This window comes from Pseudomonas sp. EpS/L25 (assembly GCF_001512295.1).
Classification (GTDB): domain Bacteria; phylum Pseudomonadota; class Gammaproteobacteria; order Pseudomonadales; family Pseudomonadaceae; genus Chryseomonas.
The window spans coordinates 764,793-779,329 of the sequence record NZ_LNUP01000015.1 but is presented as its reverse complement, the minus strand read 5'-3'; the positions used below and the strand labels follow the sequence as shown (position 1 = coordinate 779,329).

The window sequence follows — 14,537 nt, the reverse complement described above, 5'->3', positions numbered from 1 at the left end:
CGCTTAGCGTTGGTTATTTGCCGGACTTGACCCGCGTCCAGCTGCGGGTCTCCAGGCGCAGGATCTGCGGGGGCAGTTCCTTCATGACGTACAGCTTGTCCATCACCGCTTGCGGGGGATAGACGGTTTCGTCCTGCCGCAGCTCGGCGTTCATGAGTTCACCGGCCTTGGGATTGGGGTTGGCGTAGCCGACGTAGTCACTGACCTTGGCGATCACCTCGGGCTGCAGCAGATAGTTGATGAAGGCATGGGCCTCCTTCACGTTCTTGGCATCCTTGGGAATGGCCAGCAGGTCGAACCAGAGGTTCGCGCCTTCCTTGGGAATCGCGTAGCCGATGTTGACGCCCTTCTTCGCCTCCTCGGCACGCGAACGCGCCTGGAAGACATCGCCGGAATAACCGAAGGCCACGCAGATGTTGCCGTTGGCCAGGTCCGAGATGTACTTGGAGGAATGGAAGTAGGTGATGTACGGACGCACCTTGAGCAGTTGCGCCTCGGCTTTCTTGTAGTCGTCAGGGTTGGTGCTGTTGGGGTCGAGCCCCAGGTATTGCAGGACGGCCGGATAGACCTCATCGGGCGAATCCATGAAGGACACGCCGCACTTGCTCAGCTTCTTGAGGTTCTCGGGTTCGAACAGGATGGCCCAGGAATCGAGCTTGTCGGTCCCCAGCGCGGCCTTGACCTTGTCGACATTGTAGCCGATCCCGTTGGTACCCCACAGGTAGGGCACGCCGTACTGGTTGCCCTGATCGCTTTTTTCCAGCTGCTTGAGCAGCGCCGGATCGAGATTCTGCCAGTTCGGCAGCTGGCTCTTGTCCAGCTTCTGGAAGGCGCCCGCCTTGATCTGCTTGGCCAGGAAGTTGCTCGAGGGCACCACCACATCGTACCCGGTGTGGCCCGCCAGCAGCTTGCCTTCGAGGGTCTCGTTGGAGTCGAACACGTCGTACACCGGGGTGATGCCGGTGGCCTTCTGGAAGTCCTCCAGGGTGCTCTCGCCGATGTAGTCGCTCCAGTTGTAGATGCGTACCGTCGGCTCGGCGACAGCGGCGCCCATGACGGTCAGGGTGGTCACGGCCAGCAGGGTTTTACGCAACGAAAGCACGGGCGGCTCCTTTCTTGGTGAGCGTCACGGGGCGATGTCCTTTCAGCGGTCCAGACAGACGTACGGCACGCCGAAGATGTCTCCGGCGTGCCGTCCTTTCATCCGCACGAGGCGGTAGACGTCACTTGCCGGACTTTATGGTGGTCCAGGTACGCGTCATCAGACGCTGCGTCTTGGCCGGAAGGTCCGGGAAGGCGTACAGCTTGGTCATGGTTTCCTGGGTCGGGTAGATGCCGGGATTGGTGCGGATCTCTTCGGCCACCAGCGGGGTCGCCGCCTTGTTGCCGTTGGGATACTGCACGTAGTCGCTGATCGCGGCGATCACCTTGGGCTCCATGATGTAGTTGATGAACTTGAGCGCGCCCTCGGGGTTCTCGGCGTCCTTCGGAATGGCCATGGTGTCGAAGAAGGTACCGGCGCCTTCCTTGGGAATGTTGTAGGCCACGGTCACGCCGTTCTTGGCGTCGGCCGCACGGGCCTTGGCCTGGGCGATGTCGCCGGAGTAGCCGACGGCCACGCAGACGTTGCCGTTGGCCAGGTCCGAGATGTACTTGGAGCTGTGGAAATAGGTGATGTACGGACGCACCTTGAGGAACAGGTCCTCGGCAGCCTTGATCTCCTTGGGATCCTGGCTGTCCGGCTTGTAGCCGAGGTAGTGCAGGCCGGCCGGGATGATCTCGGTAGGCGAATCCAGCACGGCGACGCCACAGCCCTTGAGCTTGGAGAGGTTCTCGGGCTTGAAGATCAGGTCCCAGGAATCCACCGGAGCGTTGTCGCCCAGCGCCGCCTTGACCTTGGCCGGGTTGTAGCCGATGCCGATGGTGCCCCACAGGTAGGGGATGGCGTACTGGTTGCCCGGATCGCTGACTTCCAGGGTCTTCATCAGCTGCGGATCGAGGTTGCCGTAGTTGGACAGCTTGGACTTGTCCAGCGGCTGGTAGACGCCGGCCTTGATCTGCTTGGCGAGGAAGGAGTTGGACGGCACCACCACGTCATAGCCGGAACGGCCGGCGAGCAACTTGGCCTCGAGGGTCTCGTTGCTGTCGTAGACGTCATAGACCACCTTGATGCCCGACTCCTTCTCGAAGTTGGCGATGGTGTCCTCGGCAATGTAGTCGTTCCAGTTGTAGACGTGCAGCACCTTGGGGTCCGCCGAGGCGTGGCCGGCGAAGAGGCCGGCCAGGCTCAGCGCTAGAAGAGTCTTGCCAAAAACATTCATGCGGTGGTGCTCCTCAGGTCATCGTTTGGTCTGTTTTTCTTGGTGCGCGGCCAGCGCCCGCGCGCAGTCTGGCAAGGTCCGCCGCTCGGCTCAAGCCTCGCCGGCCATCAGCCACGCTCGCGCAGTAGCGCGTGGGTCTGATCGAGACTGCGCCGAGCCAGGGTGACGAGCTCGTCGATGGACTCCGGGGTGATGACCAGCGGCGGTGCGATGATCATGGTATCGCCCACTGCACGCATCACCAGACCGTTGCGGAAGCAGTGCTCGCGACAGAGCATGCCCGCCCCACCTTCGTACCTCGTCCGCGTCTTCTTGTCGCGCACCAGCTCCAGCGCCGCCACCATGCCGACGCCACGGGTCTCGCCCACCAGCGGGTGGTCGGCCAGCTCCGCCCAGCGTTTCTGCAAATAAGGTGCCGTAGTGCTGCGGACGCGCTCGACGATGCCTTCGTCGCGCAGGATGCGGATATTTTCCAGCGCCACGGCGGCCGCCACCGGATGCCCGGAATAGGTGAAGCCGTGATAGAACTCGCCACCCTCGTCCAGCACCTTGACCACCTCGTCGCGCACGATCACCCCACCCATGGGCACGTAGCCGGAGGTCAGGCCCTTGGCGATGGGCATGAGGTCCGGCGCGTTGCCGTAGTACTGGCTGCCGAACCACTCGCCGGTCCGGCCGAAGCCGCAGATGACCTCGTCGGCGATGAAGAGGATGTCGTACTTGGCGAGGATCTCGCGCACTCGCGGCCAGTAGCTTTCCGGCGGGATGACCACGCCACCGGCGCCCTGGATCGGCTCGGCGATGAAGGCGGCGACCCGCTCCTCGCCTACTTCGAGAATCTTCCGCTCCAGCTGGTCGGCCGCCCAGACGCCGAACTCCGCTGGACTCATCTCGCCGCCTTCACCGAACCAGTAGGGCTGCGGGATGTGGACGATGTCGGGCAGCATGCCGCCCTGCTCGTGCATCGCCGCCATGCCGCCGAGGCTGGCGCCGGCCATGGTCGAGCCGTGGTAGCCGTTCCAGCGACCGATGACTACCCGCTTCTCCGGCTGGCCCTTGATCGCCCAGTAATGGCGCACCAGGCGCAGCACGGTGTCGTTGGCTTCCGAGCCGGAGCCGGTGAAGAAGACATGGTTCATGCCCTCCGGCGCCAGCTCGGCAATGGCCTTGGCCAGCTCCAGCACCGGTGGATGGGCGGTCTGGAAGAACAGGTTGTAGTAGGGCAATTCGCGCATCTGGCGGCTGGCCGCTTCCACCAGCTCCTCACGCCCATAGCCGACGTTGACGCACCACAGCCCGGCCATGCCATCGAGGATGCGCTGACCGTCGCTATCCCAGAGGTGCACGCCCTCGGCCCTGGTGATGATGCGGGCGCCCTTTTCGTTGAGCTGACGGTAGTCGGTGAAGGGCGCCAGCAGATGCCGGCGACTCAGGTCCTGCCAATGGGCGGTAGTAAAGGTAGTCACGAAGCCTCTCCTCGGATCGCGCTCAGACGCTGAGCAGCAGGAATTCCCGCTCCCACGAACTGATCACGCGCTTGTAGTTCTCGTGTTCGGCGCGCTTCACCGCGACGTAGCCGCGAGTGAAGCGATTGCCCAGATAGCGTTCCAGGGTCGCCGACTGCTCCATGCGCTCCAGCGCCGCTTCCAGGGTCAGCGGCAGGCGCAGGTTGCGGCGTTCGTAGCCACGCCCCTGCACCGGCGCGCTCGGCTCCACGCCCTCCACCATGCCCAGATAACCGCACAGCAGGCTGGCAGCCAGGGCCAGGTAGGGATTGGCGTCGGCACCGGCGAGGCGATTCTCCACCCGGCGATTCTGCGGATCGGATTCGGGCACCCGCAGGCCGACGGTACGGTTCTCCTCGCCCCACTCCACGTTCACCGGCGCCGAGGTGTCGGGCAGGAAGCGGCGGAAGGAATTGACGTTGGGCGCGAACAGCGGCAGTGCCTCGGGGATGTACTTCTGCAGCCCGCCGATATGGTGCAGGAACAGCTCGCTCATGCTGCCGTCGGGGTTGGAGAAGATCGTCTTGCCGGTCTTCGGGTCCACCACGCTCTGGTGCAGGTGCATGGCGCTGCCCGGCTCGCCGGTCATGGGCTTGGCCATGAAGGTGGCGGTGACGTTGTGCTTGAGCGCCGCCTCGCGCAGGGTGCGCTTGAAGACGAATATCTGGTCGGCCAGGTGCAGCGGATCGCCGTGACGGAAGTTGATCTCCATCTGGGCGGTACCTTCCTCGTGGATCAGGGTATCCAGATCCAACTCCTGGGCCTCGCACCAGTCGTACATGTCCTCGAACAGCGGGTCGAATTCGTTGGCGGCATCGATGGAGAAGGACTGGCGGCCGGTCTCCTGGCGGCCCGAACGCCCCACCGGCGGCTGCAAGGGATAGTCCGGGTCGTCGCTGCGCTTGGTCAGGTAGAACTCCATCTCCGGTGCGACGATCGGCTGCCAGCCTCGCTCGGCATAGAGCTTGAGCACCTTCTTGAGCAGATTGCGCGGCGACAGCTCGATGGGGATGCCGCGCTTGTCGTAGGTGTCATGGATCACCAGGGCGGTGGGCTCCAGTGCCCAGGGCACCAGGAACACCGCGCGGTCGTCCGGCCGGCAGTGCATGTCGATGTCGGCCGGGTCGAGCAACTCGTAGTAGATATCGTCGTCGACGTAATCGCCGGTCACGCTCTGCAGGAGCACACTCTCCGGCAGGCGCATGCCCTTTTCGTTGAGGAATTTGGCGGTGGGGGAAATCTTGCCGCGGGCGATGCCGGTCAGGTCAGCGACCAGGCACTCCACTTCGGTGATCTTGCGTTCTTTCAACCAGGCGGTCAGCCGGTCAAGGGGGGTGCTCATAAAGACCTCGAAGGTTCGAGCGGGATAGACAGCATCAACGACCGGCAGCGCGCTCCTGGCAAGCGGTGCCGAACGCCTTGAACAGGGCAAGGTACACAGGATGGCTGCGCACCTGCCATTCCGGGTGCCACTGCACGCCACAGGCGAAGGTACGGGCCTCCTGCACCGAGACGGCCTCGATCAGGCCATCGGGAGCCAGCGCTTCGGCGCGCAGCCCGGGGGCGAGACGGTCGATGCCCTGGCCATGGATGGAATTCACCTCGAAACGCGCCGGCAGGTCCAGGGACTCGAATACCCCACCCGGCTGGACCTCGACCGGATGGTGCAGGCCATAGTGCTCTTCCAGCGTTTCGCCACGCTCACGGTGATCCATGAAGGGACCGGCTTCGTGGACCTTCTGGTGCAGACTGCCGCCGAACGCCACGTTCATCTCCTGGAAGCCCCGGCAGATGCCCAGTACCGGCACGCCCGCCGCCACAGCGGCGCGCAGCAGCGGCAGGGTCACGGCATCACGGGCAGCGTCGTGCAGGGTACCGGGTTCGCTGGGCGTACCCTGATAGTGGTGGGGTTCGACGTTGGAGGGCGAGCCGGTGAACAACAGTCCATCGAGCCGCTCCACCAGCGCCTCGGTGGCGATGAGATCGGCCAGGGCCGGGATCACCAGCGGCATGCCCCCGGCGCCCTCCACCACCGCGCGCAGGTACTTGTCGCCGGCGATGTGGAAGGGATGCAGGCCAAGTTGCTTGGTACAGGCTGTGACACCTATGAGCGGCAGCGCGGGCATGGGACACCGGGTTGATCTGGGATCATCCGAGCCTAGTCTTGTTCGTTTTTTTTCACAACCACCGGCAAAAACTTTCGAGATTCTGCACAGACGGCCCCTGGAGCAGGTCTTTTACGGCCGGGGAATGCGCCAAAAACAGGCGCTCGCGCACCACCTGCGGGCAAGCTCGACCCCAGTTGACTTTGGCCTGCCTTTCGGATTGACTCCAATGTGGTAACTCCGCTGATTGATATTTTTAACAGGGGCGCTGACAAAGCGTCGGAGCGCAGGCGAGACCGTACTCTCAGGTCGCTGTCGGATCGACAGCGGGCACTCGTGCCCTCACTGCGGTTGGCCCACTGGGCAAACAGGCGCGTCAGGCGCTAACCGTTTTGTCGAGCGCAGCCAAAAGCAAAGGTGTTTCATCATGTCGGTACCCCCGCGTGCCGTTCGTTTGGATGAAGCGACCGACTTCCTCAGGGAACACCCCGAGGTCCAGTTCGTCGATCTTCTGATTGCGGATATGAATGGCGTGGTGCGTGGCAAACGCATCGAGCGCAACAATCTGCCCAAAGTCTTCGAGAAAGGAATCAACCTCCCCGCTTCGCTCTTCGCCCTCGATATCACCGGCTCCACCGTCGAAAGCACCGGTCTCGGCCTCGACATCGGCGACGCCGACCGCGTCTGCTTCCCCATCACCGACACCCTATGTATGGAGCCCTGGCAGAAGCGCCCTACCGCGCAACTGCTGATGACCATGCACGAGATGGAAGGCGAGCCCTTCTTCGCCGACCCCCGTGAGGTCCTCCGTCAGGTCGTCCAGCGCTTCGACGAACTCGGCCTTACCGTTTGCGCAGCCTTCGAGTTGGAGTTCTATCTGATCGATCAGGAGAACATCAACGGCCGCCCGCAACCGCCGCGCTCGCCCATTTCCGGCAAACGGCCCCAGTCGGTCCAGGTCTACTCCATGGACGATCTGGACGAGTATGCCGACTGCCTGCAGGACATCATCGACGGTGCCCGCGCCCAGGGTATCCCGGCCGACGCCATCGTCGCCGAATCGGCGCCGGCGCAGTTCGAGGTCAACCTCAAGCACGTCGCCGATCCGATCAAGGCCTGCGACTACGCTGTACTCCTCAAGCGCTTGATCAAGAACGTCGCCTACGACCATGAGATGGACACCACCTTCATGGCCAAGCCCTATCCAGGCCAGGCGGGCAACGGTCTGCACGTACACATCTCCCTGCTGGACAAGGAAGGTCGCAACATCTTCGCCGGCGAGGATCCCGAGCAGAACGCCGCCTTGCGTCACGCCATCGGCGGTGTGCTCGAGACCCTGCCCGCCTGCATGGCCTTCCTCTGCCCCAACGTGAACAGCTACCGCCGCTTCGGTTCGCAGTTCTTCGTGCCCAATGCACCGAGCTGGGGCCTGGACAACCGCACTACCGCCCTGCGCGTCCCGACCGGCACTCCGGAAGCCCACCGCATCGAGCACCGGGTAGCGGGCGCCGACGCCAACCCCTACCTGCTGCTGGCCGGCGTCCTGGCCGGCGTGCACCACGGCATCACGCGGCAGATCGAGCCCGGCCCGGTCACCGAGGGCAACTCCTACGAGCAGCACGAGCAGAGCCTGCCGAACAACCTGCGCGACGCCCTGCGCTACCTGGACGACAGCTCGGTGATGGCGGAATACATAGATCCCAAGTACATCGATATCTTCGTCGCCTGCAAGGAGCACGAGCTGGAAGAGTTCGAACACTCCATTTCCGACCTCGAGTACAACTGGTACCTGCATACCGTGTGAGCCGCGCCTTGCCGATCACTCTTGAATCGATCGGCAAGGCTCCTCCACTCGCGATCGGTGGCGCCCTCGCCTACCGCATCGCTGATGCCCCGTACCGCTCAGGAGATAGACTGCGGACTTCGCGCCCCCTTAGCGCGCCGGCTGCAGTCCTCCCGGGCGCTCCCGCGCCAACTGCCCCGCACCTTCCAAAGCCCCGAAGACTCTGACGGAGAGCCTTGCCATGACCATCCTCACCACGCCGCGTGCCGACGGCTTCCACATGCCGGCCGAATGGGCCGACCAGCGCCAGATCTGGATGGTCTGGCCCGAGCGCCCCGATAACTGGCGCCTCGGCGGCAAGCCAGCGCAGGCAGCCTTCACCGCGGTCGCCCAGGCCATCGCTCGCTTCGAACCGGTCACCATCGGCGCTTCCGCAGGCCAGTACGAGAATGCCCGTGCACGCCTGCAGTACCCGAATATCCGCGTGGTGGAAATCAGCAACGACGACGCCTGGTGCCGCGACACCGGCCCTACCTTCGTCAGCGATGGTCAAGGTGGCGTGCGTGGTGTGGACTGGAGCTTCAATGCCTGGGGCGGCCTGGACGGCGGCCTGTACTTCCCCTGGCAGCGCGACGACCAGGTGGCTGGCAAGATCCTGGCGATCGAGAACCTGCCGGGCTATCGTACGCCGGACTTCGTCCTCGAAGGGGGCTCCATCCACGTGGACGGCGAAGGTACCCTGATCACCACCGAGGAATGCCTGCTCAACCCCAATCGCAATCCACATCTGGATCGCGCCGAGATCGAAGGCTACCTGAGCGACTACCTGGCGGTGGACAAGATCGTCTGGCTGCCCCACGGTCTCTACAACGACGAAACCAATGGTCACGTGGACAACTTCTGCTGCTACGTGCGCCCAGGCGAGGTACTACTGAGCTGGTGTGACGACGAAGCGGACCCCAACTACCGCCGCTGTCGCGAGGCCCTGGCCGTGCTGGAGCGCGAGACCGATGCCCGCGGTCGCCCCTTCAAGGTCCACCGCATCGTCACTCCCGGCCCGCTGTTCGCCCGCGAGGAGGAATGCCGCGACGTGGACGTCTGCCTGGGCACCCAGCCCCGCCGTGCCGGGGAACGCCTGGCCGCCTCCTACGTCAACTTCCTCATCGTCAACGGCGGCATCATTGCCCCGACCTTCGACGTCCCCGAGGACGCCGAAGCCCTGCGCACCCTGCAGGCCTGCTTCCCGGACCATGAAGTGGTACAGGTGCCCGGCCGCGAGATCCTGCTGGGTGGCGGCAACATCCACTGCATCACTCAGCAGCAGCCAACTGGCCACTGAGTCTGGCAGCAACGAAAAAGCCCGTCTTGCGACGGGCTTTTTCTTGACCTGGACGCGGCTTAGAGCAGCGGCAGGGTGTAGCTGACGATCAGACGGTTCTCGTCCTGATCACGCTGGGTAGCGGCCGGCAGGTCGGTACGCAGCGAGGCATTACGCCAGGTGAAGCCCAGGCCTTTCAGCTGGCCTTCCGGAATGACGTAGCTCAGGGTCAGGTCGCGCTCCCATTCCATGAAGTCATTGCCAGCGGAGGTGCGGATGTTGTCGCCGCGCTGGTAGATGACGCCGGCGGTCAGACCCTTGACACCCACTTGACCGAAGTCATAGGAGTAGCGAGCTTGCCAGGTGTCTTCGCCGGAACGGGCGAACTTGTTGATCTGCAGGTCAGTGATGATGTAGGCGGACGAACCGTCGCCCTGGTTCAGCCAGGGGAAGTCGCTGTTGCCGTTGCTGCCCTGGTAGCCAGCGCCGAAGGTGTGACCGGCGATGGAATAGGTGAACAGGGCACTGTACAGGCGGTTGTCGACTTCGCCACGGGTACGGCCATTGCCGTAATAACCGGAAGAGGCGTAGTAGCGGACGTTGTTGTTCGGCAGGGCGGCGTAATCAGTGCTGTCGTTCTTGCCGTCGCCATTGCTGTCGAAGTAGCGCAGGTCGGTCTTGAAGGTACCTGCACCCAGCTTGACGCTGTGGGTCAGACCCAGGAAGTGCTGGTTGTAGAAGTCTTCCAGCTGACCGAAGTAGTACTGCAGGGTCAGGTCCTTGGTGACCTTGTAGTCGGCGCCGACGAAGCGGAACTGGTTGCTGTCACGGGCAGCGGCGCCACTGTTGGCACCACCAATGGACAGCTCTTCGTCATTGCTGGAGTTACGACCCTTGGCGTGCTCGAGCTGGCCAGCGGTCAGGGTCAGGTCCTTGATCTCCTTGGAGGTGATCTGGCCACCCTGGAAGGTCTGCGGCAGCAGGCGACCATCGTTGAAGGTCACGACCGGCAGCTTGGGCATCAGGGTGCCGTAGCGGAGTTCGGTCTGGGAAATCTTCATCTTGGCGGTAGCGCCCAGGCTGGAGAACTCATCGACGGAGCTGCCGTCGGTCTCGCGCGGGAACATGGTACCCGGCTGGTTGGAGCCGGTGGTCTTGCCGGCGCGACCGCCGCCATCCAGACGGATGCCGACCATGCCGATGGCATCGACGCCAAAGCCAACGGTGCCCTGAGTGAAGCCGGACTGGTAGTTCAGCAGGAAGCCCTGACCCCACTCTTCGGTCTTGGAGGGGTTACGCGCAGCGAAGGAGGCGTCGTTGCGGTTGTCGGAATTGATGTAGAAGTTACGCAGGCTCAGCGTGGCTTTGCTGTCCTCGATGAAGCCGGCGGCTTGCGAGGCGGCGATCAGGGACAGGTTCAGGCAGGCTGCGGAGACCGCAACCACCAGGGGCTTCTTGACCATATGTGCTCCAGGGAAATCGTTGTTATGCAGTCACCAGAGGTGTCAGCGCCTGCTGGTGATATGCCCGACGGGCCATGCGGAAGGGAAAGCTAGAGGGCTTTTGTTTCAATTTGAGGAATTTTCCGTGCCTGATCGACTTTTAAGCTGCGATCTCCAGCACAGTCCCCCCGCCACTGTCTTCCACGTTGCGAAAGCTAATTGCAAAAAAGCGTTTCGTCTAGCCGTGAACGATCTGATCTTTCCCTTGCCGCTTGGCCTGGTACATGGCCTCGTCCGCGCGTACGTAGAGGGTATCCAGCGAAAGATCCCCTTCACGGAGTACAGCCAAACCCTGACTGATGGTTACTTTAAGTGGACCATCGGTCGTGGGGACCGCGAGCTGCCGAACCGCTCGTTGTAGACGGCTTCCGATCTGCAGGGCGAGCTCCGCATCGCAACCGGGCAGCAGCAGGGCGAACTCTTCGCCACCGATGCGGCCGAACAGGTCGCCACGGCGAGTGGTCTGGGCGCCACACTCGGCAACACGCTGTAACACCTGATCGCCCATCTGATGGCCGAAGCGGTCGTTGATCTTCTTGAAGTCGTCGATGTCGAGCAGCAGAAAGGCCAGCGGCTCGCCTTCGCTCTGGGCGAATTCGAAGGCGCGTTGCGCACTCTCGAAGAAATGCCGGCGGTTACTGCTGCGAGTCAGCACGTCGGTGGTGGCGAGCCGCTGCAGCTCCTCCTCCATGCGTTTCTTTTCGGTGATGTCTTCGGCGATGCCTACCACCAGCAGTGGCATGCCTGCCTCGCTGCGCTGGCTGACGAAGCACTTGTCGCTGAGCCAGCGAATCTCACCATCGGCGCGGATGATGCGGTACTCTCGCGATTCGACGGCACCCTGCTCGATCACCTGCTCCAGCGTGCGCTGGGCGTATTCGAGGTCATCCGGATAGATGTTGTTGAGCCAGGTGCCGTAGTCGCTCAGCACCAGCGACTGCGAGCGACCGAAGATCTGTTCGTAGGCCGGGCTGACGTAGATGATCTGCCGGGTACGCCAATCCAGCGCCCAGAGCACGGCATTGACGCTTTCCAGGAGCGCGCTGAACAGCTGCTCACGATCACGCAGGCGGTCTGTCTCGGCCCGGGCATGCAGCAGAGCCAGAAGATTCTCCTCCGGGGTGGGAAGAGCAGACAGCAGGGGTTGTTCGTCCATATACAAATGCGCCTACGCGGGGTCCTGAGGGAGTTAGAGCCGACCCGGACCCGCCAGGTTCAATCTGTGCACGGCGCAGCCCACCGCTTCGGTGGGCTTTTGTGAAGCCCTTCTCAGGCAGTCCCGGCAGGCCTCAGGGAGTAGGTCTTCAGTTGCTCGGCGAACTCGCGCAAGGACTGGATGCCACTGACTTCCGCCTCCCCGATCCACTGCCGGGTCGCCGCCAGCATGTCATGCCCGTTGGCGCTGGTACGCGCCCAGATCTGTTGCAGCGCCAGGCGCTTTTCGTAGATCAGCCTGAGCGCCTGACTGTGCTCGAGCAGTTCGTCGATGCGCAGTTGATGACGGGCCTTGAGCAGGCTGGTTTCGCGCGCCAACAGGCCACGGGCACGGCGGAACAGCGGACGCTGGGCAGGGGCGGCGCTACCGCGCTCCTGACGCAGCAACGGGCCGATCACCTGCTTGCGGTACTGGGCCATGATCTGGAAGCGGTTGTTGAGGATGGCCATGGCGGTATCCATGTCCAGCTGTCCCTTGCCCTCGATGCGGTGAGCGATGGGCGCGATGCGATTGACCTTGGCCAGGCGCAGCCAGGTGAACAGCTTGATCCAGGCCCAGCCCATGTCGAACTCCCAGCGCTTGACCGACAGCTTGGCCGAATTCGGATAGGTGTGGTGGTTGTTGTGCAGTTCTTCACCACCAATGACGATGCCCCAGGGCACCAGGTTGGTGGCAGCGTCGCGGCATTCGAAGTTGCGATAGCCCACTGCATGCCCCAGGCCATTGACCACCCCGGCCGCCCAGAAGGGAATCCAGACCATCTGGATCGCCCAGACGGTGAGGCCCAGGGCACCGAACAGGGCGATGTCGATCAGCAGCAACAGCACCACACCCATATTGCGGGTGCGCGGATTGGAGTAGAGCTTGCGCTCGATCCAGTCGTCCGGGCAGTTCTTGCCATAGATGCGCAGGGTATCGGCGTTGTTCGCCTCGGCCTTGTACAGCTCGGCGCCGCGCCGCACCACGGTGGCGAGGCCCTTGTGCACCGGGCTATGCGGGTCCTCTTCGGTTTCGCACTTGGCGTGGTGCTTGCGGTGAATGGCGGTCCACTCACGGGTGTTCATCGCCGTGGTCAGCCACAGCCAGAAACGGAAGGCGTGCTTGAGCGCGGGATGCAGCTCCAGCGAACGGTGGGCGGAGTAGCGATGCAGGTAGACGGTGACACTGACAATGGTCAGGTGGGTCAGTACCAGGGTGACCACCGCCAGTTGCCAGACCGACAGGTCAAGCAGGCCGTTGTAGCTCATGGACGCAGAGGACCTCGCGCGGGTTGTGTGGTGCAACTGTCACGGAAAGTTCAGTGAACAGGCGTTCGCGCATTATTGCCGGGGTGGGCGAGAAATCCAGCCCTCCCTTTTGCTACACAACGTGTCCTTCACAGACTACTAATTCTAAAAATGCATAAACAAAGCATTATCAGCAATTTTAAGAAATAAAGATCAACCCCCTAAGATGGCGCCACCTCTTCGCCAACCACCTCACCCGAGGACGCCATCCCATGAGTCCCGTTCCGTTCCGCAGCCTGGAAAATCAGGACGAAACCGCACTGCTCCGCGACATTCAGCAGGCCCTGCGTGGCCTCAGGTTCGGCGCCATCGAGATCACCGTGCACAACGGCCAGGTGGTACAGATCGAGCGCAAGGAAAAATTCCGGCCCCAGACCGGCAATCAGGCCAAGCACTGAGTTCACGAGGTCAGCGGACGAGCGGGCAAGGTGCCCGCCAGACGGTGTCCGGCTTTCCAACTTCAAGGAGCGTTTCCATGTCCATTCGCCGTTTCGCCCTGGCCGCGCTGGCCAGTGCCCTGTTCGCCAGCTCGGTCCACGCCGTCGAACTGCTCAACGTGTCCTACGACCCGACCCGCGAGCTCTATCAGCAGTACAACGCCGCCTTCGCCAAGCACTGGAAGGCCGAGACCGGCGAAGACGTGACCATCAAGAATTCCCACGGCGGCTCCGGCAAACAGGCGCGCTCGGTGATCGACGGCCTGCAGGCGGATGTGGTGACCCTGGCGCTATCGGGCGACATCGATGCGCTGAACCTGCACCAGCAACTGATCGACCCCAAGTGGCAGGCACGGCTGCCCGATAACAGCACCCCCTACACCTCTACCATCGTTTTCCTGGTACGCAAGGGCAATCCAAAGGGCATCAAGGACTGGGACGACCTGGTGAAGAAGGACGTCCAGGTCATCACCCCCAATCCCAAGACCTCCGGCGGCGCCCGCTGGAACTTCCTCGCCGCCTGGGCCTATGCCAAGGCCAAGTACGGCAGCGATGCCGAGGCGCTGAAGTTCGTCACCGAGCTCTATCGCCATGCCCCGGTACTGGATACCGGCGCCCGCGGCGCCACCATCAGCTTCGTGCAGCGCCAGTTGGGCGACGTGCTGATCGCCTGGGAAAACGAAGCCTATCTGTCGCTCAAGGAAGAAGGCGGCGACCAACTGGAAATCGTCACCCCGTCGCTGTCGATCCTGGCCGAGCCGCCGGTCGCGGTGGTGGACAAGGTGGTCGACAAGAAGGGGACCCGCAAGCAGGCCGAAGCCTACCTGCAGTACCTCTACAGCCCCGAGGGCCAGCGCATCGCCGCGCAGAACTTCTATCGCCCCCGCGATCCGAAGGTGGCGGCGGACTTCAAGGACCAGTTCAAGCCGGTCAAGCTGGTGACCATCGACCAGGAGTTCGGTGGCTGGAAAGAAGCCCAGCCAAAGTACTTCGCCGACGGTGGCGTGTTCGACAAGATCTTCGCCGACATCAACAAGTAAGCAGTTGGCCGGGACGGCTCACGC

At 63.1% G+C, this 14,537-nt stretch carries 12 protein-coding genes; 4 read left to right on the top strand and 8 right to left on the bottom strand.

Annotation, left to right across the window (positions count from 1 at the left end; genetic code table 11):
• Window positions 1–13: 13 nt before the first annotated feature.
• The 5 genes from AR540_RS20090 to AR540_RS20070 form a co-directional block, all read right to left on the bottom strand.
• Complete coding sequence (locus AR540_RS20090) at window positions 14–1,054, bottom strand: polyamine ABC transporter substrate-binding protein (protein WP_177339267.1); 1,041 nt, start codon at window positions 1,052–1,054, stop codon at window positions 14–16.
• Between the two features lie 169 nt (window positions 1,055–1,223).
• The gene (locus AR540_RS20085) at window positions 1,224–2,321 is read right to left on the bottom strand and encodes a polyamine ABC transporter substrate-binding protein (RefSeq protein WP_059231384.1); all 1,098 of its coding nucleotides are present in this window, start codon (window positions 2,319–2,321) and stop codon (window positions 1,224–1,226) included.
• Window positions 2,322–2,428: 107 nt separating this feature from the next.
• The gene (locus tag AR540_RS20080; RefSeq protein ID WP_059231382.1) at window positions 2,429–3,787 is read right to left on the bottom strand and encodes an aspartate aminotransferase family protein; all 1,359 of its coding nucleotides are present in this window, start codon (window positions 3,785–3,787) and stop codon (window positions 2,429–2,431) included.
• Window positions 3,788–3,809: 22 nt separating this feature from the next.
• Window positions 3,810–5,168 carry a glutamine synthetase family protein gene (locus AR540_RS20075; RefSeq protein WP_059231380.1) on the bottom strand — a complete coding sequence of 453 codons (1,359 nt, stop codon included), beginning with the start codon at window positions 5,166–5,168 and terminating at the stop codon, window positions 3,810–3,812.
• 34 nt (window positions 5,169–5,202) lie between these two features.
• The gene (locus tag AR540_RS20070; protein WP_059231378.1) at window positions 5,203–5,952 is read right to left on the bottom strand and encodes a gamma-glutamyl-gamma-aminobutyrate hydrolase family protein; all 750 of its coding nucleotides are present in this window, start codon (window positions 5,950–5,952) and stop codon (window positions 5,203–5,205) included.
• A 406-nt stretch (window positions 5,953–6,358) separates the two neighbouring features.
• Here AR540_RS20070 and AR540_RS20065 point away from each other — a divergent pair, with 406 nt between their 5' ends.
• Together AR540_RS20065 and aguA are read left to right on the top strand one after the other, a co-directional pair.
• Window positions 6,359–7,735: a glutamine synthetase family protein gene (locus tag AR540_RS20065; protein ID WP_059231376.1), complete on the top strand. Its 1,377-nt coding sequence runs from the start codon at window positions 6,359–6,361 to the stop codon at window positions 7,733–7,735.
• A 220-nt stretch (window positions 7,736–7,955) separates the two neighbouring features.
• Entirely contained in the window at window positions 7,956–9,053 is a 1,098-nt protein-coding gene (gene aguA / locus AR540_RS20060; RefSeq protein WP_059231374.1) for an agmatine deiminase, read from the top strand.
• 59 nt (window positions 9,054–9,112) lie between these two features.
• Here the strand turns inward: aguA and AR540_RS20055 are convergent, their stop codons facing one another.
• From AR540_RS20055 to desA, 3 genes are all read right to left on the bottom strand, one after another.
• The gene (locus tag AR540_RS20055) at window positions 9,113–10,495 is read right to left on the bottom strand and encodes an OprD family porin (RefSeq protein ID WP_059231372.1); all 1,383 of its coding nucleotides are present in this window, start codon (window positions 10,493–10,495) and stop codon (window positions 9,113–9,115) included.
• 217 nt (window positions 10,496–10,712) lie between these two features.
• A complete protein-coding gene (locus AR540_RS20050; RefSeq protein ID WP_059231370.1) occupies window positions 10,713–11,690 on the bottom strand; it encodes a GGDEF domain-containing protein in 978 nt (325 codons plus the stop codon).
• 113 nt (window positions 11,691–11,803) lie between these two features.
• A complete protein-coding gene (gene desA / locus AR540_RS20045; RefSeq protein ID WP_059231368.1) occupies window positions 11,804–12,997 on the bottom strand; it encodes a delta-9 fatty acid desaturase DesA in 1,194 nt (397 codons plus the stop codon).
• A gap of 251 nt (window positions 12,998–13,248) precedes the next feature.
• Here desA and oscA point away from each other — a divergent pair, with 251 nt between their 5' ends.
• Complete coding sequence (gene oscA, locus AR540_RS20040; protein ID WP_059231366.1) at window positions 13,249–13,434, top strand: sulfur starvation response protein OscA; 186 nt, start codon at window positions 13,249–13,251, stop codon at window positions 13,432–13,434.
• A gap of 77 nt (window positions 13,435–13,511) precedes the next feature.
• The gene (locus AR540_RS20035) at window positions 13,512–14,513 is read left to right on the top strand and encodes a sulfate ABC transporter substrate-binding protein (protein WP_059231364.1); all 1,002 of its coding nucleotides are present in this window, start codon (window positions 13,512–13,514) and stop codon (window positions 14,511–14,513) included.
• The last annotated feature ends 24 nt before the right edge of the window (window positions 14,514–14,537 follow it).